The organism is Rothia terrae (assembly GCF_012396615.1).
GTDB classification, from domain to species: domain Bacteria; phylum Actinomycetota; class Actinomycetes; order Actinomycetales; family Micrococcaceae; genus Rothia; species Rothia terrae.
The window spans coordinates 105656-130163 of record NZ_JAAXPV010000004.1 but is presented as its reverse complement, the minus strand read 5'-3'; the positions used below and the strand labels follow the sequence as shown (position 1 = coordinate 130163).

Genomic DNA, 24508 nt, shown 5'->3' with positions numbered 1-24508 from the left:
ACGAGGGATATTACTTAATCAGTGTTGATGCAATCACCGACTGCTGAAGGTCAGCGCGCATAGCCGTTGCTTCGGCTTCGGTGGGCTCAACGTGCGGCAGGCGTACGGTGCTGTTCTCCAGCTCGCCCTGCCATTTCAAGATTTCTTTTGCTGCCACGCAGCCGGGCACGCGTCCCATAGCTGCGCGGATAACGGGCACGAGATCGCGGTGGATGCTCTGCGCGGTTTCAAGGTCTTTTTCAACGAATGAATCGATGAGTTTGCGGAAGAGTTCCGGTGCTACGTGGGTGGTCACGCCTACTAGGCCAACTGCACCGATGCTCAGCCACGGAAGGGTCAGTCCGTCATCGCCGGAGTAGTACTGAAGGTCGGTAGATGCCATAACCTCGGATGCAGCGCCAAGGTCAGCTTTAGCGTCCTTGACTGCAACGATGTTGTCGAGCTCAGCTAGAACCTTGTAGGTATCGGGCTGAATCGGGATGCCTGCGCGTCCGGGGATGTCATAGAGCATGACGGGAGTATCGGTGGACTGCGCAACAGTGCTGAAGTGCCCTACCAAACCGGACTGAGTGGGCTTGTTGTAGTAGGGGGTCACAACGAGCAAGCCGTCTACACCCACGCGGTCAGCAGCTTTGGTCAGGTGTAAAGTGTGTGCGGTGTCGTTTGAGCCGACGCCAGCGACAATCTTTGCGCGATCACCCACTGCTTCTTTCACGATGCGGAAAACACGCTCGTTTTCTTCATCGGTCATGGTGGAGTACTCGCCGGTGGTGCCACAGACGATAAGACCATCGTGGCCACGATCAATGAGTCGGGTTGCGAGCTCTGCAGTAGCCTTCTCGTCAACGGAGCCGTCCTGCGAGAAGGGTGTCACCATAGCGGTCAGAAGTCGACCGAAAATGGGTTCTCCGAAGGTACCTTGGGTGTTTGCTGACTGCGACATATATCTAATTTACCTTGTCTTAGGGGTGGGGCTCACTGTTTTGCCCGTATTTGTGGTCAAAATCAGTAAGTGATGTGTTGAGTACAGGGTTTTACGATTCTTTTAAGTGAGCTGGGATTTTTCCGGCTTTGAGTGAGATGGCATCTCGCATGGCGCTTCTGGCGCGTTTGCGGTCTCCCGATGCGTCGTAGGCAAGTGAGAGGTTGAACCAGTTCTGCCAGCGTTCCGGGTGTTCTTCAACAGCGCGCTGGTAGGTAGCAAATTGTGCATCGGCATCGGCGCGGTTGATGCGTCCTGCTGCCGTGCGCTGGTAGTTATCGTGCGGCAGTTCTCCCGATGCTGCCATTTCATCAGCCATTGACTGGATGCGAGCACCAAAGATGATTTCTCGAACCATTGCCCAGGCGCCCACGATGGGCAAAACGACCAAGCTCAGTCCCAGCACAATTCCAACGAGAGAACCGCTCGTCAGAAGCAGCACACCGCGCTGGGCGGTGACGCCTAAATACAGCACCAGTAGCGCGATCACTATGCCTGCAAAGGTTTTGGTTTTACCGCTCCCCTCAACAAAAGCGAAAACGCCAACGCACGCCAGCACCACAAACACAGTGATTTTTCCGCCCGTGGGTAGGGGAAAAATCATCACAGTGATGGCTAGTAGTGCTAGCGCTACAGCTGAAAAGGCTTTCAAAGAATTCATTAACTAAGGTCCAAGAAGCCGTGAAGACCGTGGGTGAGTCCGGGGTGTGCTGCTACTTCGCGAACACCAAGCAGTACGCCGGGCATAAAGGATGCGCGGTCAAAGGAGTCGTGGCGAATGACCAGCTGCTGACCGGCATCGCCCAGAAGAATCTCCTGGTGAGCGACCAGTCCGCGCAGGCGAACAGCGTGAACATGTACGCCGTCAACGACTGCACCGCGTGAGCCACCTTCGTCCTTAGTGGTAGCGTCGGGGGACGCGCCAACGCCGGCTTCTTCACGTGCTTCAGCAATTTTGTGAGCGGTATGAACGGCGGTGCCAGAGGGAGCATCAACCTTATTGGGGTGGTGCATCTCGATAACTTCTACAGACTCAAAGAACTTAGATGCCTTTGCCGCAAATTCGGTCGCAAGGATTGATCCGATGGCGAAGTTAGGGGCAATGAGAACACCGACCTGAGGATGCTGAGTAAGAAGATCGCGCAGGTTAGCAACTTTTTGATCGTCCCAGCCGGTGGTTCCAACTACTGCGTGGATGCCGTGTTCAATAGCGAAACGCACGTTTTTCTCAGTAACGTCCGGCACCGTGAGATCTACGATGACCTCAGCACCTGATTCCACTACTTCATCCAAAGAATCCGAAGAACCCAGCGCAGCTACAAGATCCATGTCTTCTGCAGTATTCACGGCCTTGACGGCTTCTGATCCCATGCGTCCAGCGGCGCCGAGCACCGCGACCTTCCACACCTTACTCATCAAGCGTCCTTTCGTGAGGTAGAACCTTATCTACTGCTATTCACTGACACACTCTACCGGCTAGAACTTGTGTGAGTCCTCTTTATGTCGCCACATGAAACGCATCTCAATAACTTTATTCATAAAAGCTCGCTCGGTTTTTCGCCGTATCCTTGAGACAGTGACTAGACTGGTACAGTCACCCCAAGATATCCCCTTTGAATCAAGTGATGCTCAGCCTCAGATATCTATTGAGGGCTGGCTGACTTTAGGTAGCTTGCCCCGGCTCCCCCGTACTAGAAACGCGTTGAGGAAGTATGCAACAAGAGCACGTTTTCTACTCCGGTGTTCGCCCCGAAGAGGGGCAACGTCGTTTTGTTCTGACAGGTTTAGACGGTCTGCGAGCAATAGCTGTTTCTCTTGTACTGGTGTATCACTTTTGGCCGCAAGTCTTACCTGGCGGTTTAATTGGCGTTGATATTTTCTTCGTCATCTCGGGTTATTTGATTACCGCGCTTTTGCTCAGAGAAGGCGCCTACACCGGCAAAATGGATATTGTCGCGTTTTGGGTACGCCGAATTCGCAGGCTGATTCCTGCAGTCGCTGTTCTCACGCTAACCATTACCCCGATCGCATTTTTTATCGGTGGCGATATCTTGGTGGGTATTGGCCGCCAGCTCCTTGGTGCTTTTACCTATTCTTCAAACTGGTTATCTATTGCAGCCGGTAATGATTATTTTGCGCAGACGTCCCCGGAGCTTTTAACTAACTTTTGGTCGCTGGCAGTTGAAGAGCAGTTCTATTTCTTTTGGCCCGTTGTGCTGGTTTTTGCCTGTATCTTCTTACGCCAGTGGTGGCAACGTGCTCTCGTCCCGGCATCCTTAGGCGCATTATCTCTGCTTCTTGCCACCATTCTTGTGGCGGTGGGTGCTAATTTTGCCCGCATCTACTACGGTACAGACACTCACCTGTTTGGCCTGATGCTGGGTGTACTTTTAGCCCTTTTGATCCCGTGGAGCATGTACCCGCCCGTAGACGCTCGCCTCTACCCGCATGTTGGCTACGGTAACGGTCTACTTGGTTTTGCGCGGGCGCTCGCAGGATGGCTGAGCTTGCCCGCGATAGTACTTCTTGCCATGCACTTGAACGAACGCAATCAGGCTTTGCTCATGCCGTGGGGGTTGCTCGCTGGTTCTGTATTGGGGTTGGGAGTTGTGCAGGCTCTTCTTCCAGACACACGCAGCCCCCTCGCGATCGCGCTGCGTAAGGTGCTGTCTTTTGCTCCGCTGGTGTGGCTAGGACGCCGCTCCTACGGAATTTACCTGTGGCACTGGCCGCTTGCGGTCATTGCCCACTACTTGCTGGGACCGGACTACGGCACTGTAACCCGCGTAGTTCTCGTCTTGTTGACGCTTGTACTTGCTGGTCTTTCCTACATGTATGTAGAGACCCCTGTTCGACGTCTCGGTTTTAGGGGTGCGCTTTCTGAATGGGTGAACGCGATGTTCGGCCGTTCTAAGGCTCTTCCGCTGACCGCGGCTTTCCTGTTGCTTATCGGATGCGTGGGCACAGTTTTCGCGGTTCGTACGGCGCCCGAGATGACGCAGGCTCAACAGCTTGTTGCTGAAGGCGAGGCTAAAGCTCGTCAGCTTCAAGCACAGCAGGCTAAAGAGGCTGAAGAAGCAAAGAAAAAGGCTGCCGCTGAAGAATCTGCTCAGCCAAGTCCCACCGCGCCCCCCACGCCAACAGTCAAGCCCAATACAGTCACCGTCATTGGCGATTCCGTTGCGCTGGCATCAGCTGGCCAGCTTGAACAAAAACTCCCACAAGCGTCCATCGACGCTGAAGTTTCGCGCCAATTTTCAACAGCCGACGGTTTGCTACAAAACAAACTTGATCAGGGCGTCCTCGGTGACACCGTGGTCATCTCGCTTGCCACCAACTCAACGCTCACGCCAGAGATGGTCGATGACGTCATGAGCAAAACCAAAGAACTGGGCGTCAAAAACGTGGTGATGGTGACCGGGCAAGCACCTGCGAACCTTGAATGGGTTTCCACCTCTAACCGGGTTATTCAGGACGCCGCAACCCGCTACCCCAACCTCACGGTTGCAGACTGGGCAGCCGCATCGGCCGGCAAGCCTCAGCTGTTAGCATCCGATGGTGTGCACCCCAACGAGCAGGGGGCAGCTCTCTACGCCGCAACCGTGGCGCAAGCTGTTAAGACTGCCCAGGCGAAATAACCACGCCCTCTCTTACCACCGTGCTAAATACTAAAAGCCCGTGAGGCCTACCGCTTCGGTAAATCTCACGGGCTTTAGAACTCGCTTACGCTAGCGGACAATCGTTGTTATCTGAGCCTGCTCGTTCAGGAACTTCAACAGTTCGTGAACATCGCCAAGAGTCACCGATCGGATCCCGGTCAGAAGCTCATCCAACGAGTAGTACTTACCGGAATCCAGCTCAGCGCGACCCAATCGGGACATGCGAGAACCGGCATCCTCACTACCGAGAATAGTGGCACCGCCGAGCTGTCCCACTACTTTCTGTAGCTCTTTCGGGCGCAAACCATCACGCGCCAATGCTTCAAATTCACTGTTCATGAGCTCAAGAGCCTGGTCGGTCTTTGCCGGCAAACATCCCGCATACATACCAAAGTAACCGGCGTCTGAATACGCACCGGAGAACGCGAAAGTTGAATAAGCAAGACCGCGTTTTTCACGGATCTCTTGGAACAGACGCGATGACATACCGCCGCCCAACGCTGACGTTAGAACACTCATAGCGTAACGCCGGTCGTCACCGGCGATAATGGACGGACGCCCCACCACAATATTGGTCTGCTCAAATCCCTTTTCGACATCGCGGTCTAGAGCAAACGGCTCAATAGCTGAAGCATGACGCTCACGACGAGCAACCGGCAACACACCCTCTTGCAGATTCCAACCGCTCTTTTCCAATGCCGAAAGCACATACTGAACAATCTCAGAATGGTTCAACGAACCCGCTGCAGAAATCACCAAACGATCAGGAGTGTAAAACTTCTTAAAGTGCTCCCGCACAGCATCGCGCGGAACAGCTTGAATCTCTTCGGGGGTCCCACCAATCGGACGCCCGAGCGGGTTGTGCCCCATCAGTTGCTCAATGTGGTTTTCAAAAGCAACATCGGTGGGATCGTCCTGATCCATCGCGATTTCCTCGAGAATGACGCCGCGCTCTTGCTCCAAATCCTGAGCATCGAGCTTTGCGTTACTCACCATATCGGCAATCACATCAATAGCCATCTGTGTGTTTTCATCCAGCACACGAGCGTAGTAACAGGTGTGCTCCTTAGCGGTCAGCGCGTTAGACTCGCCACCCACCTCATCAAACGACTGCGCAATATCCAATGCCGAACGGGTATCAGTACCCTTGAACAACAGATGCTCAAGAAAATGGGTGGAGCCCAGCATACCGGGCTGCTCATCGCGAGAGCCAACGCCCACCCAAAAACCAATAGAAACACTGCGCTGCGAGGGCATACGCTCCGTCATCACACGCACGCCACCGGGCAGAATAGAACGACGGACCTCGTTACCACCCTCGCCCGCATACACCAAACGCCCGTTTACAAAATCAAGTTCGTCCTGCACATCTGCTTGTGTGAGAGGAAGTTCAATGGGCATAAATCGCCTTTCAAATCTGTCAAAGCATCACCGCGCATCCTTACCTACCTGCGCCGCAACAAAAATGTGCCCCTTTAGATAAGTAGCCCCGACCCCTCACGGGCCGAGGCTACTCATATCAAAGGTTTAGATTGCTAAAAGCAAGGCAACCTTACGCTTCTTCAGCAACAACGGGTGCCAGTGAGAGCTTGCCACGATCATCAATCTTGGTGATCTCAACCTGAACCTTCTGGCCAACGCCAACAACGTCTTCAACGTCATCTACACGCTTGCCATCGTTGAGCTTACGCAGCTCTGAAATATGCAACAGGCCGTCCTTGCCCGGAGTCAACGACACAAACGCACCGAAAGTGGTGGTCTTAACAACAGTGCCCAAGTAACGCTCGCCGACCTCAGGTACCTGCGGGTTAGCGATAGCGTTAATCGCTGAACGTGCAGCCTCAGCTGAAGGACCATCGGTTGCGCCGATGTAAACGGTGCCGTCGTCCTCGATACTGATGTCGGTGCCGGTTTCTTCCTGAATCTGGTTGATCATCTTACCCTTGGGGCCGATAACCTCACCGATCTTTGAAACAGGAACGTTCACTGAGATAACGCGCGGTGCGAAGTCGCTCATCTCATCCGGAGCGTCAATTGCAGCATTGATAACGTCAAGGATGTGCAAACGTGCTTCGCGTGCCTGGGTCAGTGCTGCGGCCAGAACGGATGCGGGGATACCGTCAAGCTTGGTGTCCAGCTGGATTGCGGTGACGAACTCTGAAGTACCTGCGACCTTGAAGTCCATATCGCCCAGTGCATCTTCTGCACCGAGGATATCGGTCAGAGCTGCGTAACGGGTTTCGCCGTTAACTTCGTCTGAGACCAAGCCCATTGCGATACCTGCAACGGGCGCGCGCAGGGGCACACCAGCGTTGAGCAGTGACAGGGTTGATGCACAAACTGAACCCATCGAGGTTGAGCCGTTTGAGCCCAGAGCTTCTGACACCTGGCGAATCGCGTAAGGGAATTCCTCACGTGAAGGCAGAACCGGAGTCAAAGCGCGCTCAGCGAGAGCACCGTGGCCGATTTCGCGACGCTTGGGTGAGCCCACGCGTCCGGTTTCACCGGTTGAGTAGGGCGGGAAGTTGTAGTGGTGGATGTAGCGCTTAGCCTTGACAGGGTGCAGTGAATCCAGCTGCTGTTCGAGCTTGAGCATGTTCAAGGTGGTAACACCCATAATCTGGGTTTCGCCACGCTCGAAGATTGCTGAACCGTGTACGCGAGGCAGAACCTCAACCTCAGCGGTGAGCTGACGGATGTCGGTCAGACCGCGACCGTCAATACGTACCTGCTCGGTGAGGATGCGCTGACGAACGGTGTGCTTGGTCAAGCCATTGAATGCAGCATTAACCTCAGACTCGCGTCCTTCGAACTCCTTGCCTTCACCGGCAAGAGCCTCGATGATTTCCTTCTGCAGGTTCTCGGATGCGATTTCGCGCTCCTGCTTACCTGCGATGGAGTAAACATCAACGATTTTCTCTGATGCGTATTCCTTAACGGCCGCATCAACGTCATCACCGTGTGAGCCGAAGAAGGGCAGATCCAGTTCAGCCTTGCCAGCGCGAGCCTTGAGGTCTGACTGTGCCTGGCACAGTGCCTTGATGAAGGGCTTTGATGCTTCAAGACCCTCAGCAACGATTTCTTCGGTAGGTGCTACTGCACCGTTTTCCTTGATGAGCTTCCATGAGTTATCGGTTGCTTCTGCTTCAACCATCATGATTGCAACGTCTTCAGTGCCGTCAGCACGGGTAATGACGCGGCCAGCGACAGCCATGTCAAATACAGCGTTTTCAAGCTGTGAGTGCTTGGGGAAAGCAACCCACTGACCATCAATCAAAGCAACGCGAACGCCACCAATGGGTCCTGCGAAAGGTGCGCCTGACAGAGTGGTGGAGCATGATGCCGCGTTGATTGCTACGGTGTTGTAGATTTCATCGGGCTCGATGGAGAGCACGGTAACAACAACCTGCACCTCGTTGCGAATACCCTTCTTGAAGGCAGGACGCAGGGGGCGGTCAATCAGACGCGCGGTCAGGATCGCATCGGTTGAGGGGCGTCCTTCACGACGGAAGAATGAGCCGGGAATTTTACCGGCTGCGTACATACGCTCTTCAACGTCAACGGTGAGCGGGAAGAAGTCGAAGCCTTCGCGGGGCTGCTTACCAATAGCGGTAGCTGAAAGCATTGAGGTTTCATCGTCAATGTAAACCATTGCTGAGCCAGCTGCCTGCTTAGCCAAACGACCGGTTTCAAAGCGAACGGTACGCTTACCAAACTTACCGTTGTCAATGATTGCTTCTGCAAACTGAATTTCGGGACCTTCCAAGGTTCCTCCATTTCTCGTATTTTAGTTTGCATTCCCGTGCATGTTTCGGTCTTCGATCGAGGCTCACGGACGCCCGCGCAATGCGGATTCCGGAAGCCACTACCGAGGACCGCGAAAGCCCTGCAAGGAGAATGCAAACTGTTGGGAAAATTAGCTGTACCCGAAAGATCCGGGTATGAAGCAAGGGCGGTACTTTGAGTCAAGAACGCCAGCACTTCTCTCTATCAGTTTATAACCGATATAAAAGTGATGAAACGTCTTACGTCAAAGATGCCGCCCTTACCTTCAAAAATATTTATCGACGCAAGCCCAGGCGCTCGATGAGTGCACGGTAGCGTTCGATGTCAACGCGCTTGAGGTAGCCGAGCAGGTTACGACGGCGACCAACGAGGATCATCAGGCCACGACGTGAGTGGTGGTCGTGCTTGTGTTCCTTCATGTGCTCGGTCAAGTCGGTGATACGACGAGTCAAAACTGCAACCTGAACCTCGGGTGAACCGGTGTCGCCCTCGTGGGTTGCATATTCTGCGATGATTTCCTGCTTGATTTTGGGATCAAGTGCCATGTTTATAACTCCTGGAGTTAGTGCCGTGATGGCCCGCACCAACTTTTGTTAGACGGGTAAGACGCGGGTGTGCGCCTGTGCGACAACCACGGACAGCAGTCACACGAGGATTAACTTTACCTGATATTGCAGGCAGAGGAAATAGTGGAGGTAATCTGCACACCGTGAAACAGTGTGCAACCGATTACTGCGTAACCTTCTTCTGGATGAAGAACTTGTAGTACAACCCCAGCAACACAGATGAAATGACACCGGCAATCAGGGCAATCTGCGTTTCGGGGAAGAATGCAAACATGACAACCACAAAGATTAAGAAGGCCAGAGCCAGGTAAGACGCGATAGGCCACCCGGGTACGGGGAAATCAGTGGTCACCCCTTCGCGAGCTTTTTGCTTTTTGAACGCAATATGAGTTAGCAGAATCATGACCCACACCATGACCGTTGCATAGGTTGCCACGGCAGCAACCACCAAGAAGGCCTGCTCAAAGAAAACGTTGACGAGCACACCAACCACGAGCACTACGCCCATAGACACAACCGTCATGAAGGGAGTGCCGTTCTTAGAAACCTTATTGAAGGATGCCGGTGCCATGCCGCGCTGAGCAAGACCAAACAGCATGCGTCCTGCCGCGTAAACGTCAGCGTTGATAGCCGAGATTGCAGCGGTCACAACCACCAGGTTCAAAATATGAGCGGCCGCACCAATACCCAGTCCCTCAAAAATCTGCACAAAGGGTGAGGTCTCCCCCGTTATTTCATTCCACGGGTACAAAGACATAATCACGGTGAGCGTCAGAACGTAGAACAACAAGATACGCACGGGCAAAGTATTGATTGCTTTAGGAATAGAAACCTTAGGATTATCAGCCTCGCCCGCCGCAATACCAACTGTCTCAACGCCGCCAAAGGCAAACATCACCACGGTAAAGCACGCCAGGAAACCACCCAGTCCGTTCGGGAAGAAACCACCGTGCGACCACAGATTAGACACCGCGGGCGAAACATCGGCATTCAACCGCGCACCAAAAATCAGCAGAATAATACCGCCCACAATCATGGCAATAATAGCGGTCACCTTAATGACGGTCAGCCAGAACTCAGTCTCACCAAAAGCCTTCACCTTGGCAAAGTTGATAGCGAGAATAATCAACAGGACGCTGGTAATCCAGATCCACGACGGAGTTCCAGGGAACCAGAACTTCATATAGACCGCAAAAGCAGTTACATCTGCAATAGCCACCAAAGCCATCTCGATTGCAAACGTCCAGCCGGTAATAAAGCCAGCGCCGCGTCCTAAATAAATCGTCGCGTATTCAGAAAATGAACCGGCAACAGGGTGTGCCAGCGCCATTTCACCCATAGCTCGCATCACCATAAAGACCGCAGCACCACCGATGAGATAGGCCAAAAGTACTGACGGACCGGCAAGCTCAATAGCCGATGCCGAACCATAGAACAGCCCCGTACCAATGGCTGAACCCAACGCGATAAAAAGAATATGTCGGAGAGTGAGACCGCGATGCAGGGCGTTGGCATCCACGGTGGATGTACCGGGCGTCATCTGCAATGGTGTACTCATATCTCTCCTGATGGTTGGACTGCCTAGCAGTATCTGGTCACCGCATCGCAGCTTTTCGTGCGGGCGGTGCTTGAGTCACACTATACAACCTCATGAAACCTGCGTCACCTTGATAAAAACCACTTAAACTCAAACAGTGCACGGTATCTTCTTGCTCAGATGCCGTGCACTGTGAATACCTCAGGGTTGGGGTGTCTAGCGCTTCTTCGGACCGCCAAAGAGCAAGGACGCCGCTGCGCTAGTTCCAGTTACTGAAAGAACAGCGGGCCAAGCACCAATCTTTTTGTGAAGAACATGGGAATAACCAAACCCACCGAGGTAAACAGCAGTAAGAGCAGCCGCAGTTGCGGTACCACGGTTATTCTGCCACGCCTTGAATGCCGTTCCACCACCGGCAGCCAAACCAATAGCACCCAGCGGGCGGATGCCGGTAGCACGTGCAAGGTAGTAGCCGCCCAGCAAACCAGCTGAGGATGCGACGGTGGGAACCAAAACGTTAGTCATAATCGATACCTTTCTTTTGTGGTGCCAGTACAAAATATCTGCGTAGTCTGGGCTGGTACGGCAATCACGCAATCGCCTGCAGTCCCTCTCGCGGATCTCGCGCGGGGCGCTCGATCTGCGATTCACACCAGTCCCGACGCCAGCAGGCAATAGTGCGTGATTACCGCCTATTTTCAGCGCATCCGGTGGTGCACAGCTTGTACCAGCGTTGTTCTCACTCTCAACTCTAAACCCGCTCTGTGAATAGTTGCCTAAAACACGCTGTCAGCGTGAAAGGTATGCCGCACTAGCAAACACTGTGGTTCTGCGAAAGAATGGAGACATGGAAAACTTCTCTAAAGACAAGACCAATGTTGAGTCATTCGATCTCGACCACACCGCTGTTGCTGCACCCTACGTGCGTGTAGCAGATCGTAAGACCTTGCCCGGTGGCGATGTGCTGATTAAGTACGATGTGCGCTTTACCCAGCCCAACAAGGGTCACTTGGGCATGAAGGCTGTACACTCCATTGAGCACATGACTGCTCACCACATGCGTAACCATACCGATGCGCTCATTGACTTCTCCCCCATGGGTTGCCAGACGGGTTTCTACGCTCTGACTTTGGGTCTAGAGCTTGAAGACTTCTTGCCCGTGCTTGAGGCTTCTATGAACGATCTTCTGTCAGCGACCGAGGTTCCCGCTGCTAACGAGGTTCAGTGCGGGTGGGGCGCTAACCACTCTTTGGAAGAAGCTCAGGACGCTGTTCGCACCTTCCTAGCTGGTCGTAGCGAGTGGGAAAAGGTGATGGCGTAGTGTCGCATCAGGCGCTGACCGGTTTTGAGAACGGCGTTATCGTTCAAGTAGCGATGGATGAAGAAGCTGGTCCGTTTCTCGATAAAACCGAGGTAGCGGCTCAGGATTTCATGGTGGGTGAAGCTCACTATTATCCGCGTACGCTGAAACTTGAGAACTCTGATGTGCCGCTTTTGCTGGTGCGCTCAAAAATCGGTTTGGTGAACGCGGCAACTGCTTTCACCGTGGCGTTGGAACTCGTGCCCAACCCGCGCGTCGTTATTTCTGCTGGTACTGCAGGTGGTCTGCGTCAGGACATTAATGTGGGTGACCTTGCTGTTGGTTTGGATTACACCTACACCGATGCGGATGCGACGGCTTTCGGTTATGTTCGCGGTCAGGTGCCCGGCATGCCGGAGAAGTACTCGACCTCAGCTGAGCTGTTAGAGGTAGCTCGCGAAGTTGCCGCTGATTATCAGGGCGAGGGCAATGTTTTCGTTGACACCATGCTTGCCGGTGGTTCATTCGTCACCGCGCACAATGTGAAAGACACCCGTGAGATTTTCTCCCAGGCTATTTCGACCGACATGGAAACCACCGCTATTGCCCAGGTTGCCTCATCGCGTGAGGTTCCTTTTATTGCGATCCGCGGTATCTCAGATTTGTGCGGACCTGCCGCTGACCAGGACTTCCATATGGCTGGCGAGATTGTCTCTGAACGCTCAGCTCAGCTTTCTACAGCTCTGATTGCGCGCTTAGTGCAGTCAGAAACTCACTGGTTGAGAGAAGAAAACGATGATTGAACATACCCTTCGTGACGGTCATAAAATCCCTGCCGTTGGTTTTGGTACCTACCCGTTGAAGAACGTTGAGGCAGAAGTCCATGTCTCTGAGGCCATCCTCAATGGCTGGCGTCTGATTGATACCGCAGTGAACTACGAGAACGAAATCGGTGTCGGACGCGGTATCAAGTTCAGCGGCGCAGATCGTAGCAACCTCTTTGTGCAAACGAAGGTTCCTGGCCGTCATCACGGTTACGAGACCACTAAAGCATCGTTGCAGGAATCTTTGGAACGCCTGGGTCTAGATTATGTGGATATGTACCTGATTCACTGGCCTAACCCCATGAACAATAAGTTTGTGGATACGTGGCGCGCCATGGTTGAACTTCGCGATGCAGGATTAGTCAAGTCTATTGGTGTCTCCAATTTCTTGCCCGAACATATCGAGGCTTTGAAGGATGCAACCGGTGAGACTCCCGCGGTTAATCAGGTTGAGGTTCAGCCCGCTTACCAGCAGGAAAAACTGCGTGAGTATCACCAGCAAAACGCTATCGTTACTCAGGCGTGGTCACCTCTGGGTCGGGGTAAAGATGTACTCGATCATGATGTCATTAAGGATATTGCCCGCGAAACCGGTTGCACGCCAGCGCAGGTAGTTTTGCGATGGAATGTACAGTCCAATATCTTGCCGATTGTTAAGACTGCCAATGATAAGCGTCAGGTTGAGAACTTGCAGCTGTTTAATTGGGAGCTGACTGAAGAGCAGATGAATCGCATCAAGATGTTGCATACCGGCATTAGCTTCTCCGGTTTTGATCCGCGCACGCATCAGGAGATGTAGCGGGCGAGATTGAGGCGTTATCCGTCAGCTGGCGAACCTCCCACAAAGGTTTGCGCCAAGCTTCGTTGAGTAACACCGCAACAGCGGGGTGCTTTCTTTCATGGAAGCACCCCGCTTTTGTAGATACGTGTAGTGAGGTTTATTGGTTAGAGCTTGAAATCGTTGCGCAAACATAGCGAGACAAACGTAGCTGGCGACTCAGCATTCCTTCTCGACCGATGCGATTCGCTTACGGGATAATTCATGCCAGTTTGCCACCCTCTGCGTTCGTTTACAGGTATGACCTGGGATAAGCATTGGCTGTTATGCAGTAAGCCCCAGCACTTCTTTTGCTTGTTCAACGTCCTGGTTCATCTGCTCGATAAGCGCTTCAACTCCGCGGTAAGCCACCATCGGTCGTAGACGCTGGACGAACTCGAGAATAACGCGTTGACCGTAGAGGTTGAAGTCTTCAACGCGTTCTTCGGGGCGTCCAATAACGAATGACTCCACCTGACGCTGCTCCACGCCCTCAAAGGTGGGGTTGGTGCCAATGGACGTTGCCACCGGCCACTTGTTACCGTGCGCGTCGGTAAGCCAGCCGGCGTAAACACCGTCAGCCGGCACAAAACCGTCTGAGTCAAAGCTCATATTCGCAGTGGGAAACCCTAACTCGCGACCGCGGGCAGCACCGTGTACGATTTCTCCATGCATCAGATGGTTACGGCCAAGAATCTGGGCTGCCTCATCAACTTTTCCGTCGGTCAGAAGCTCACGAATCCAGGTAGAAGAGCAGCGACGCTGAGACTCGTGCGTCAGGTCTTCCACCGCTTCTACCTCAAACCCGTATTTTTTGCCGAGCTCAATCATGGTGTTGAGGTCACCGGAATTCCGGTAACCAAACCGCACGTCGTCGCCGATGACAACCCAGCGTGCGTGCAAGGCATCAACGAACACATTTTTGACAAACTCTTCAGGGGTTTGTGAGGCGAATTTTAAGTCGTAGTGCAACAGGACGTAGTTCTCAAGGCCCATGTCTTCAAAGAAGCGCTGACGATCTTCTTGCCCCATAATCTCAACGTGATCGACGTTAGGGTTGTGCACCACCGCCGGATGCGGGTCGAAAGAGACACCCACGGACGCCAGCTGGTTGTCGCGCGCAATCTGTACCACCCGTTCCATGACGCGGGTGTGCCCTACGTGCGCGCCGTCAAAGTTTCCTACCGTAACCACGCTGGGGCCAAAGTCGGTGGGAATCTGCTCAAGCTCGGTGAAGCGTTGCACTGTTCTCCTTGAAGTAGTGGGACGTATCTATCCTAACGCGCCTAACGCTTTTGCCCCTAAAGTTTAGCTTTCTACAACGTAAAACCCGCGTCCTGATCATTGCAGGACGCGGGTTGAGCAACAAATTACGCGGTGTGGGCGGTGGCTGGTTTGGTACGGTTTAGCCACCACAGTCCGACCATCGGCAGAATCAGCGGTATGTAGCCGTAGCCTGAGCCGAAGTGTGACCAGACCGAGGCAATCTCAAAGAGGTCGGGGCGCACGAACGAGAAAATTCCGATGAGCAGGACGCCCACCATTTCGGTAGACACAGCGGCTAAAGAGAGCTTCCACGCGTTGACGCCACGTTTTGCAAGGGCCACGGTTGCCACAATGTAAATGATGGCTGAGACAGCCGAGAGGCTGATAGACAGCGGTGCCTGATCGAACTTACGGAGCACCTGGTATAGCGCGCGGGCTGTAGCAGAGAGCGAAAAGACAGCGTAGATAACAACCAGCAGGCGACCAAAGCCTCGGTTTTTGGCGTGTTCAGCCATGAAAGTACCTTTCACAAGATGATGGTGTGGTAAAGCAAAGAGGTGAGCTGTTTTTAGTAGTAGTACCACAGCTGGTTCATGCGAAGAACCATGATGATCAGAACAGGTCCGGTGACGCCCAGCACTAGTGTTGACCATTTGGTGCGTTCCGAAAGTGACCATGTGAGCGTGCCCGCTGGAATAATCATGGCGGTCAGCAGGTACCCGTAGTACTCAAGCCAGTCGCCCTTAGGACCATCGGTCACAAGTTGCATGATGATTGAACCTACAAAGTAGACCATCAAGAAACCCTGCAAGACGATAATCGAGCCCTGCGACCAGTCGTCCGCTGCCACTCCGCGCAAAAATTGAATCACGCAAATAACAGTCGACACTGTTCCGAGCACTACACAAATCCAGAACCACAAATCGAGTCCTGCAATCATCATGAGTTTTCTCCAAAAGTTTTGCCAGATTCAAAAACAAGCACGGGCGCTGCCACCAGGTGTCCTCGCCACTTCTTATTTTCAATCAGCGCCACGAGGGTTCCGTCGGGAGCAAATGCCGCACTGATACCGGCGGTGCTGGCATGTTTGCTCTTAGCCGCAGGTGTCTCAGACTCCCCACCATTATCGGTGGGAGTGATGCGACGCCCGTTTGAAATATCCGTAGCTTCTGCACCGCTCAACGCGCGGCTACCAAATAACTTACGAGCTGCGTCCTCTAATGACAGCATCGGTAGCGGCTGATCAGGAGCTCGATCCTTAATAAACTGCAACTGTTCCAAGGTAGCAGCGCTCGCTACCTCAACCTCTCCAATACGAGTGCGTCGCAGTGCTATCAGGTGAGCCGAAGTACCCAGCGCTGCGCCAAGATCTCGCGCCAAGGCACGAATGTACGTACCTGAGGAACACGAAACGGTAGCTTCAACGTCAATCACCGATGCCTGTGCCGGCAATTCAGTACCTTCAACCGGTTCACCCGTCATATCGACAATATGCTCAGGCCCCTCCACTACCTTGCGCGTCACGGACTCGATAGAAAACTCATCAACCGTAATGGGACGAGCCTCAAGCTTCACTTCCTGCCCCGAACGCACGCGCGCGTACGAACGCACACCGTCAACCTTGATAGCCGATACCGACGACGGCACCTGCATAATCTCACCGGTCAGCTGGGCGCTGGCGTCCTTGATCCACTGCTCGGTGATGCTCTCAACGCGTGCCGAATCGGCAACGCTTATTACATCGCCCTCAGCATCGTCGGTGATAGTTCCCAAGCCCAAACGGATAGTGGTGGTATAGGTTTTTGACTCCCCTACCACCCACGTCAGCAACTTAGTCGCCTTATTGACGCCAAGAATGAGGACGCCGGTAGCCATCGGATCAAGCGTGCCTGCATGCCCTACACGTCGAGTGCCAGCAAGCCGGCGCATACGCGAGACCACATCGTGGCTCGTCATACCCGCAGGCTTATCAATAACAACCAGACCGGAAGGACCCTCAGGTGTTTTCTTCGCCAAAATTTAAGCCTGTTCCTCGGCGTCTTCTTCGTCAGCCTTCTTGTAAGGATCAGCATCGCCCGCGTACTGAGCACCCTCTGACGCTGCGGCCAGCTCCGCGTCGCGTTCGCGGGTTTTGCGTAGCAAGTCCTCAAGGTGAGCGGCGTTCACAGGAACCTCGTCAGCAACAAAAGTCAGAGTCGGGGTCAAACGAGCGGTGATGTTCTTACCAACCTCTGAACGCAAAATGCCCTTAGCTGATTCCAGAGCAGCGCGAGTTGATGCCTGCTCTTCTTCGCTACCGTACACGGTGTAGTAAACCGTTGCGTGCTGCAAATCGTTCGTAACGCGCGCATCGGTCACGGTGATAAATCCCAGGCGGGGATCCTTGATACGGCGTTCCAGCGCCTGAGCGACAATTACCTTAATGCGGTCCGCAAGTCGTGCGGCACGTGCTGCATCAGCCATGATGTTCTCCTTTTGATGAAAATTAGTCTGCTCACCAGTTTACCAACTAGTAAAAATCTCACGTGGTATGAGTACACAGCGTTGGAGGGATGCCGCCTAGTCGGCTGGCATCGGGGCTGGCGTTTAAGGGAAGCCGACGTAGCGGCGTCTCTCTACAATGTGCACTCTGGATATTAATTGAAAATAGGTGTGGGCTGGCACCTGCTGTGCCAGCCCACACCCTAACGAGTCAAAGTCTTAGGCTTAGACGCGAGGCTTCTCGCGCATCTCCCAAGTCTCGATGATGTCGCCTTCCTTGATGTCGTTGAAGGAGCCAAGACCAATACCACACTCGTAGCCCTCGCGGACCTCGGTTGCATCGTCCTTGAAGCGACGCAGTGATTCGATCTTGAGCTTATCTGCAACAACGGAGCCGTCACGTACCAAGCGAGCGTTAGCGTTACGCTTGATCAGACCGTCGCGAACGATTGAACCTGCGATGTTACCCCACTTGGAGGAGCGGAATACTTCGCGTACTTCTGCTGAACCAAGTTCAACTTCTTCGTACTCAGGCTTGAGCATGCCCTTAACAGCCTGCTCAATTTCTTCAATCGCGCGGTAGATGACGGAGTAGAACTTCATCTCTACGCCTTCGCGGTCTGCAAGTTCTGCAACGCGCTCTGCGGGGCGAACGTTGAAGCCGATGATCACAGCGTTATCGACGGTTGCCAGGTTCACGTCGTTCTGAGTAATAGCACCCACACCGCGGTGGATGACGCGAAGCTGAACTTCGTCGCCACCGGCATCAATCTTCATGAGTGACTCTTCAAGTGCTTCAACAGCACCGGAGACGTCGCCCTTGATGATGAGGTTGAGGGTGTCCATCTTGCCCTCTGCAACGGCCTCGTCGAATGATTCGAGGGTAACGCGCTTGCGACGCTTAGCCAGCTGTGCGTTACGGTCCGCTGCCTCACGCTTTTCAGCGATCTGGCGTGCGGTGCGCTCTTCTTCGGTTGCGAGGAAGGTGTCACCTGCGCGGGGAACGGTTGACAAACCGAGTACCTGGACAGGACGTGAGGGGCCAGCTTCTTCGACGTTGTTGCCGTTCTCATCGAACATTGCGCGAACACGACCGTGAGCTACACCTGCAACAATGGCATCGCCAACGCGCAGGGTACCTGACTGAACGAGGACGGTTGCAACGGCGCCGCGTCCCTTATCAAGGTTAGCTTCGATGGCAACGCCGCGAGCTTCCTTATTGGGGTTAGCCTTGAGTTCAAGGGCGCCGTCAGCGGTCAGTACAACAGCTTCGAGAAGTTCATCGATGTTCAGGCTCTGACGAGCTGAAACGTCAACGAACAGGGTGTCGCCACCGTATTCTTCGGGCACCAGGCCGTATTCGGTGAGCTGGCCACGAATCTTATCGGGGCTAGCGCCTTCCTTATCGATCTTGTTGACTGCAACCACGATCGGCACATCTGCTGCCTGTGCGTGGTTGAGCGCTTCAACGGTCTGAGGCATAACGCCATCGTCCGCTGCAACAACCAAGATAGCGATGTCAGTGACCTTCGCACCGCGGGCACGCATAGCGGTAAACGCCTCGTGACCGGGGGTATCGATGAAGGTCAGGTAGCGTTCTTCGCCGCCAACTTCGGTGTGAATCTGGTACGCACCAATGTGCTGGGTAATGCCGCCAGCTTCGCCTTCAATGACGTTGGTGTTACGGATAGCATCCAGCAGGCGGGTCTTACCGTGGTCAACGTGACCCATAACGGTGACAACCGGTGAGCGGAATTTGAGCTTGTCGTTTTCCTCTTCAGCGTTTGCTTCTGCCTCAAGGTCGATGTCGAAGGACTCGAGCAGTTCGCGCTCTTCGTCTTCGGGTGAGACGATCTGGACCTTGTAGCCCAGCTCAGCGCCCAACAGCTCGAAGGTCTCTTCGTCCAGTGACTGGGTCTGAGTTGCCATTTCGCCCAAGTGGAAGAGCACAGTGATCAGTGAAGCGGGGTTCGCATTGATCTTCTCTGCAAAGTCCATGATGGACGCGCCACGGCGCAGGCGAACTACGGTGTCGCCGTTACCGCGAGGTACTACTACGCCGCCTACTACGGGTGCCTGAATCTGATCTTGCTCGCGACGCTTGTTCTTGCGTCCCTTGCGCTTGCCGCCACCGCGACCGAATGCGCCCTGTGCGTTACCGCGACCGCCACCGGGGCCACCGCGACCGGGGCCACGGTTGAAGCCGCCGCCGTTGCCGCCACCGGGGCCACCGCGACGAGGGCCGTTGCCGCCACCGGAATTACCGCCGCGTGCGGGTGCCGGGGTTGCAGTCATCTTGGTGGGCATCATGTTCGGTGAAGGACGGTTACCACCACCTGCGGGACGCGGTGCGTTGTTACCGCCTGCGGGACGGGGCGCGTTGTTGCCACCGGCAGGGCGAGGTGAGTTGCCTGCAGGACGCTGGCCGTTGCGACCGCCATTAGGACGGGGACCACCGTTGCCACCGGCAGGACGGGGGCCACCACGGTTTTCGCCGCGCTGGTTGCGTCCGCCGTTGGGGCGAGGACCGCCGTTGCGACCTTCGCCGCGACCGTTTTCGTTGCGCTTGCCCATTCCCTGGTTAGAGGAGAAGGGGTTGTTGCCGGGGCGAGGTGCACCGGGCTTGGGCGCAGGTTTAGGCGCTGCGGGCTTAGGCGCAGCAGGCTTGGGCGCACCGGGCTTCGGTGCCTGTCCCATACCCTGGCTAGTTGAGAAGGGGTTGTTGCCGGGGCGAGGTGCGCCGGGCTTAGCGTTGGATGCGGGCTTTGCAGTTGAAGCTTTTGACTTCTGTTGTGCGCCAGCGTTGGGCTTTACGGCACCGGGCTTAGGTGCGTTGTTCTTAGTAGCTGCACCGGGCTTAGGCGCAGGTTTAGGTGCGCCGGGCTTGGGTGCAGATGAAGTTTCGCTCTTTGCAGCGGGCTGAGGTGCTGCCTTTGAGTCAGCTGCGGGAGCAGTTTTTTCTGATGCGCCACCAGCGTTGGGGTATGCCGCGCGGAGCTTCTTAACTACCGGCGGTTCCAAGGTTGATGATGCGCTTTTGACGAATTCGCCAAGTTCCTGAAGCTTACCGAGAGCTTCTTTAGAGGGAATTCCGAGTTCTTTTGCGATCTCGTGAACGCGGGGCTTAGCCACATTTCTCCTGTCCTGGTTCGCACCAGGACGGCGCGAACCTTCAGTTTGTTATAAGCGATTGCCCGTACTTATTGAGCACAGGGGCAGTCTTTTTGCCGTGGGCAGAGCACAGGAAAGTACTCATTGTGCGGCACTCATTGGGTTTCCATCAGTTTTCTGACTCGCTTTCATGCTTTCAAGTCGTCAAACTAGTTGACTTACAGTTCGCGCAGTATTGACTGCGTTCACCGGCGATCTCACTATGTTTTGATCACCAGCTGATCGGTGGTGACGCGGGTGCGAAAGGCCCTGTTGAATGCTCCTTTTTTCAGGGCTTTATCAAGGCAGTCCTTGCCCGGATGAATCCAGGCGCCGCGTCCTCCCAGGGTGCGTTGCTCATCAAAAACGGCGGCAGTTGTTGAGCCTTCTACCGTTTGTAGAGCGACGCGAGTGAGCACTTGAACAGGTTCAGTTGCGCGACAACCAACACAGGTACGCATGGGCACGGCAGATACTTCTGCCGACGTTTCATGGTGTGTAGTGCTAATTGTCAGCATCCTCTAAACCTATTTCAAGCGGTCAAATAACCAGTTTAGCCCCCTTACGGGGGCTAACGGCAAATATGTAATTTAGCTCTCGCCAATCGTTACGCGTCGGCAGGTGCTCCAGCGGTAGCTTCGTTGAAGCGTGATTCAGAGATAATGTCGATGCGCCAGCCGGTCAGCTTCGCCGCCAAACGAGCGTTCTGACCTTCCTTGCCGATAGCCAAAGACAGCTGATCGTCAGGAACAATCGCGCGTGCTGACTGGGTAGCGGCGTCGGTAACGTCTACTGAAATAACCTTCGAAGGTGAGAGAGCTGCACGGATAAAGACGGTGGGGTCTTCATCAAAGTCAACGATATCGATTTTCTCGTTGTTGAGTTCGCTCATAACAGCGCGCACACGTGAGCCCATTTCGCCGATGCATGAGCCCTTAGGGTTAATGCCGGGGCGGGTTGCGCGTACTGCAATCTTGGTGCGGTGACCAGCTTCGCGGGCAATAGCCATCAGCTCTACTGAACCGTCTGAAATCTCAGGTACTTCGTGTTCAAACAGGCGACGTACCAGGTTGGGGTGTGAACGCGAAAGAACGATAGAGGGCCCCTTGTGTCCGCGTCGTGCCTCAAGAATGTATGCGCGAACGCGTGAACCGTGACGGTACTTTTCGCCGGGAACCTGTTCTGAGCTGGGCAAGACAGCCTCGATAGTGCCCAAATCAACGTGGACCATGCGGGGGGTCGGCCCCTGCTGGATGACGCCAGAAACAAGCTCGCCCTCACGGTCACGGAACTCGCCCAACACGTGTGAATCCTCAGCATCGCGCAGACGCTGGGAGATGACCTGACGAGCAGTAGAAGCTGCAATACGACCAAAGTTATTGGGAGTATCATCAAACTCGCCAATCTTCTGATCATCCTCATCAAGCTCAGGAGCCCAGATGGTGATGATGCCGGTTTCACGGTGAATTTCAGCGCGTGAACCGCTGATAGCACCGGGCTGCTTGTTGTACGCCAGCAACAGCGCATTCTCAATCATCGGAATCAGCTCATCGATAGAAATATCGCGCTCTTTTTCCAGCAGACGAAGGTTGCTCAAATCGATATCCATTGCTGGCCTTTCGTATATAACACTGCAGGGACGCGGTTGCGTCCCTGCATCACGTGAGTATGTCCTTGAATCAGCACACGCGACGCTGTGCGTACTTACCCAAGTGTTTAACTTTCAACAGTAATTCTAGCGAACCTTTTTTAGCTGTTGAACTCAATTTCAACTTTTGCAGAAGAAATTGTGCCCCAACCAATGGTTTCTGGGTCACGGTATGAAGGCTTCTGCCCTTTTTTGGTTTCTTTTTTACGCGCCATGACAGGGCCTTCTTCGGTGACGTCGTTGAGACGAGCAAGGTATTTCTCGCCATCAACAGTGGTAATCGCGATTAAGCGTCCAATGGAGCGCTTCCAGTGTCGACGCTCGGTGAGAGAACGGGTAGCACCGGGTGAGGTGACTTCGAGCATGTAGGGCGAGTCGCCGTCTTCAATCTCGTCCAGCTTTTTGCTCAACGCCTGGGAAACTTCTGCAAGAGTATCTAAAGACACAAAATCAGTGCGATCCTCGGACAGGTCAATCACGATCTCCAGCGTCTTATTGGCGCCTGCCCCGCGAGCGCGAAGCTCCTCAAGGTATAGATTAAATTCTTCAATCACCGGCAGCAGCTGGATGCGAATCTCATCAGTATTCACAAACGGTGTTTTAGTCTTCGGGGCGCTCACACCCTGTGCAGCACGGTTAGCGGCGCGACGTTCACGCGAATTCAAATCTTTTTTATCGGTTGATTTAGCCATTGCGGTGTTCTCCTTACGTACGCACTAGCAATCGTTGAAAGTTCTGTTGTGCCCACCAGTCTACGCAACTTTTAGAGTTGGCACAGCGGCTCTTTGCTCTCAACGTGTATGGTGAATACTGGTTCACAGGTTGATGAAGGTGAGGGACGCGGTGCGAAATCGTTGGAGTCTAGTAGCAGCAGTTTTGGCTGTGTTGACGGTAATTTTGCTGGCCACTGGTATTTTTTCAACGCAGAAAAAACAGTCGCTTCAGGATCAGCTTGCCGATGAGCGTCAGCTTGCTCAGCAGATTGAGAACCTTTCATCTGTTGCTATCAGCGATACACAGGCGAAAAAAAGTCTCGATGAAATGCTCAACCAACAAAAATCTCAGCTTCCCGACGCCGCATTTACCGATGTGGAGGCTCACGCATCCGACGGTTTAAGCTCCGGCATCACTGACGTCATCTCGTCAGCAACCGATATTTCTGTGAATTCCTCTGACGCATCTGCACGCGCCCTAGCGACAGATTTCACGGCGCAGTGGCTCGATTTCGCCGATACCCAGAAGCTCAACGGCTTCAGCGCTTCTCAAGCACTCGTATCCGTTAAGGATGCCGCTTCGAACGCTACCTGCCCGGCAGAAGAGAAAAACGCTGAGGACCAGCAGACCGCTGAAGGCACAGACTCCTTCACCGCCCTCGTGCAGTCTTTGGACGCCGCGGGCTACCTAGCTTCCGTAACAAATGCTCGCGCCGATGTAGATAACATCGATAGCGCGCTCGCGCAGCGCATCGAATCGCGGGGCCAAGAAGCACAAAATATCAGCGAAAACCTGCGAACCAGCACCGAATGTGCAGTAGCGCCTATCGCACAACTCCCCGGCTACGACTTGTCGAACGACTCCCCCAGCGCTTCCTTCGACTCTCTAGAAACTCGTATTCACGACAATGCTCTAGCATTCCTGGGCGATGAGAAATTCAGCGGAGAAAACTTCCGCAGTGCCCGTGCCAACGCCGTACTCGCCGCCACCGAATTCTAAAAAACTAAATCGTAGCCAAGCTTGAGAATCAGTGCGCTCACCACGCACATCATAAGAACCCTAATAAAACCGGTGCCGCGAGAAATCGCGGTGCGGGCACCCAGATAACCGCCCAGCATATTCGCAATCCCCATCGCAAAGCCCAGCATCCACACCTGATGCCCGCCTAACGCAAAGAGAATCAGCGCACCCAAGTTGGTTGCAGTATTAACAATCTTTGTCTGAGCCGCCGACTGCAACATGGAATAGCCCAGCACAGTCATCATGGCAATCATCAAAAACGAGCCGGTGCCCGGCCCCAAAATGCCGTCGTAAAAGCCAATACCCGCACCAATCATCAACGCAAAAATGATGTGCTTTTTACCTAAGAATTTCAAAGCCGTCAGCTCACCGGCGTTCGGTTTGAAAATAGTGAAAAGCAACACCGCAAAGAGCGCCACCATGATGATGGGGGTAAAGACTTCGGCAGGAATCACAGTGGCAACAACTGCGCCACAAAAACTCGCTACCAGCGCTACCGCTGCCATTGGCAAGGCAGTTCTAATATCGCTAGTGGTTCTGCGATAGTACGTAATTGCGCTAGTCAGAGTTCCCATGAAAGAACTCAGCTTATTGACAGCCAACGCCTGGACTGGAGAAAGACCCGGCACCAGCAGTACTGCGGGAAGCTGAATTAGCCCTCCGCCACCTACTACTGCGTCTACCCAGCCTGCAAAGAGAGCGGCGATAACGAGTAAAACGATGGTAGTGGGGTCAAGAGCTTCCATGCACCCCAAAAT

At 54.1% G+C, this 24508-nt stretch carries 23 protein-coding genes; 5 read left to right on the top strand and 18 right to left on the bottom strand.

Annotated elements, in window-relative coordinates; genetic code table 11:
* Positions 1-10: 10 nt before the first annotated feature.
* The 3 genes from dapA to dapB form a co-directional block, all read right to left on the bottom strand.
* Positions 11-943, bottom strand: a complete 933-nt coding sequence (gene dapA / locus HF984_RS03695; protein WP_168614329.1) for a 4-hydroxy-tetrahydrodipicolinate synthase — start codon at positions 941-943, stop codon at positions 11-13.
* Positions 944-1034: 91 nt separating this feature from the next.
* Positions 1035-1643, bottom strand: coding sequence for a hypothetical protein (locus HF984_RS03690; RefSeq protein ID WP_228008052.1), 609 nt, complete (start codon positions 1641-1643; stop codon positions 1035-1037).
* Positions 1643-2398 (bottom strand): 4-hydroxy-tetrahydrodipicolinate reductase, encoded by a 756-nt coding sequence (gene dapB / locus HF984_RS03685; protein WP_168614328.1) that lies wholly within the window; start codon positions 2396-2398, stop codon positions 1643-1645. The genes HF984_RS03690 and dapB overlap by 1 nt, the downstream gene beginning before the upstream one ends.
* A gap of 296 nt (positions 2399-2694) precedes the next feature.
* On the opposite strand from dapB, the gene HF984_RS03680 reads away from it, so the two are divergent.
* Positions 2695-4620 (top strand): acyltransferase family protein, encoded by a 1926-nt coding sequence (locus HF984_RS03680; protein WP_168614327.1) that lies wholly within the window; start codon positions 2695-2697, stop codon positions 4618-4620.
* A 90-nt stretch (positions 4621-4710) separates the two neighbouring features.
* On the opposite strand, the gene HF984_RS03675 is transcribed toward HF984_RS03680, so the two are convergent.
* The 5 genes from HF984_RS03675 to HF984_RS03655 form a co-directional block, all read right to left on the bottom strand.
* Positions 4711-6042, bottom strand: coding sequence for a M16 family metallopeptidase (locus HF984_RS03675; RefSeq protein WP_168614326.1), 1332 nt, complete (start codon positions 6040-6042; stop codon positions 4711-4713).
* 151 nt (positions 6043-6193) lie between these two features.
* Complete coding sequence (locus HF984_RS03670; protein WP_168614325.1) at positions 6194-8407, bottom strand: polyribonucleotide nucleotidyltransferase; 2214 nt, start codon at positions 8405-8407, stop codon at positions 6194-6196.
* Between the two features lie 295 nt (positions 8408-8702).
* Positions 8703-8972, bottom strand: a complete 270-nt coding sequence (gene rpsO / locus HF984_RS03665) for a 30S ribosomal protein S15 (RefSeq protein WP_168614324.1) — start codon at positions 8970-8972, stop codon at positions 8703-8705.
* A 184-nt stretch (positions 8973-9156) separates the two neighbouring features.
* A complete protein-coding gene (locus HF984_RS03660) occupies positions 9157-10551 on the bottom strand; it encodes an amino acid permease (protein WP_168614323.1) in 1395 nt (464 codons plus the stop codon).
* Positions 10552-10746: 195 nt separating this feature from the next.
* Positions 10747-11055, bottom strand: a complete 309-nt coding sequence (locus tag HF984_RS03655) for a hypothetical protein (RefSeq protein WP_168614322.1) — start codon at positions 11053-11055, stop codon at positions 10747-10749.
* 322 nt (positions 11056-11377) lie between these two features.
* On the opposite strand from HF984_RS03655, the gene HF984_RS03650 reads away from it, so the two are divergent.
* Genes HF984_RS03650 through HF984_RS03640 form a run of 3 tightly spaced genes read left to right on the top strand, consistent with a single transcriptional unit; the run spans position 11378 to position 13453 of the window.
* On the top strand, positions 11378-11851 hold the full coding sequence (locus tag HF984_RS03650; RefSeq protein ID WP_168614321.1) for an S-ribosylhomocysteine lyase: 474 nt from the start codon (positions 11378-11380) through the stop codon (positions 11849-11851).
* Entirely contained in the window at positions 11851-12633 is a 783-nt protein-coding gene (gene mtnN, locus HF984_RS03645; protein WP_343947433.1) for a 5'-methylthioadenosine/S-adenosylhomocysteine nucleosidase, read from the top strand. The genes HF984_RS03650 and mtnN overlap by 1 nt, the downstream gene beginning before the upstream one ends.
* Complete coding sequence (locus tag HF984_RS03640) at positions 12626-13453, top strand: aldo/keto reductase (protein WP_168614320.1); 828 nt, start codon at positions 12626-12628, stop codon at positions 13451-13453. The genes mtnN and HF984_RS03640 overlap by 8 nt, the downstream gene beginning before the upstream one ends.
* A 303-nt stretch (positions 13454-13756) precedes the next feature.
* Here the strand turns inward: HF984_RS03640 and HF984_RS03635 are convergent, their stop codons facing one another.
* The 9 genes from HF984_RS03635 to HF984_RS03595 all read right to left on the bottom strand — a co-directional run bounded on the left by HF984_RS03635 (position 13757) and on the right by HF984_RS03595 (position 22708).
* The gene (locus tag HF984_RS03635; protein WP_168614319.1) at positions 13757-14716 is read right to left on the bottom strand and encodes a bifunctional riboflavin kinase/FAD synthetase; all 960 of its coding nucleotides are present in this window, start codon (positions 14714-14716) and stop codon (positions 13757-13759) included.
* 125 nt (positions 14717-14841) lie between these two features.
* Positions 14842-15252 carry a hypothetical protein gene (locus tag HF984_RS03630; protein WP_168614318.1) on the bottom strand — a complete coding sequence of 137 codons (411 nt, stop codon included), beginning with the start codon at positions 15250-15252 and terminating at the stop codon, positions 14842-14844.
* 53 nt (positions 15253-15305) lie between these two features.
* Positions 15306-15680, bottom strand: a complete 375-nt coding sequence (locus HF984_RS03625) for a hypothetical protein (protein ID WP_228008054.1) — start codon at positions 15678-15680, stop codon at positions 15306-15308.
* Entirely contained in the window at positions 15677-16753 is a 1077-nt protein-coding gene (truB, locus tag HF984_RS03620; protein WP_168614317.1) for a tRNA pseudouridine(55) synthase TruB, read from the bottom strand. The genes HF984_RS03625 and truB overlap by 4 nt, the downstream gene beginning before the upstream one ends.
* A 3-nt stretch (positions 16754-16756) precedes the next feature.
* Positions 16757-17200, bottom strand: coding sequence for a 30S ribosome-binding factor RbfA (gene rbfA / locus HF984_RS03615; RefSeq protein ID WP_168614316.1), 444 nt, complete (start codon positions 17198-17200; stop codon positions 16757-16759).
* Between the two features lie 243 nt (positions 17201-17443).
* Complete coding sequence (gene infB / locus HF984_RS03610; protein ID WP_168614315.1) at positions 17444-20350, bottom strand: translation initiation factor IF-2; 2907 nt, start codon at positions 20348-20350, stop codon at positions 17444-17446.
* A 239-nt stretch (positions 20351-20589) separates the two neighbouring features.
* Positions 20590-20886: a YlxR family protein gene (locus HF984_RS03605; RefSeq protein WP_247596438.1), complete on the bottom strand. Its 297-nt coding sequence runs from the start codon at positions 20884-20886 to the stop codon at positions 20590-20592.
* An 89-nt stretch (positions 20887-20975) separates the two neighbouring features.
* Positions 20976-21977 (bottom strand): transcription termination factor NusA, encoded by a 1002-nt coding sequence (nusA, locus tag HF984_RS03600; protein ID WP_168614314.1) that lies wholly within the window; start codon positions 21975-21977, stop codon positions 20976-20978.
* 140 nt (positions 21978-22117) lie between these two features.
* Positions 22118-22708 carry a ribosome maturation factor RimP gene (locus tag HF984_RS03595; RefSeq protein WP_168614313.1) on the bottom strand — a complete coding sequence of 197 codons (591 nt, stop codon included), beginning with the start codon at positions 22706-22708 and terminating at the stop codon, positions 22118-22120.
* Positions 22709-22892: 184 nt separating this feature from the next.
* Between HF984_RS03595 and HF984_RS03590 the strand changes: the two genes are divergently transcribed.
* Positions 22893-23729 carry a hypothetical protein gene (locus tag HF984_RS03590; RefSeq protein ID WP_168614312.1) on the top strand — a complete coding sequence of 279 codons (837 nt, stop codon included), beginning with the start codon at positions 22893-22895 and terminating at the stop codon, positions 23727-23729.
* Here the strand turns inward: HF984_RS03590 and HF984_RS03585 are convergent.
* Positions 23726-24496 (bottom strand): TSUP family transporter, encoded by a 771-nt coding sequence (locus HF984_RS03585; RefSeq protein WP_210729555.1) that lies wholly within the window; start codon positions 24494-24496, stop codon positions 23726-23728. The two genes, HF984_RS03590 and HF984_RS03585, sit on opposite strands and share 4 nt — an antisense overlap.
* Positions 24497-24508: the final 12 nt, after the last annotated feature.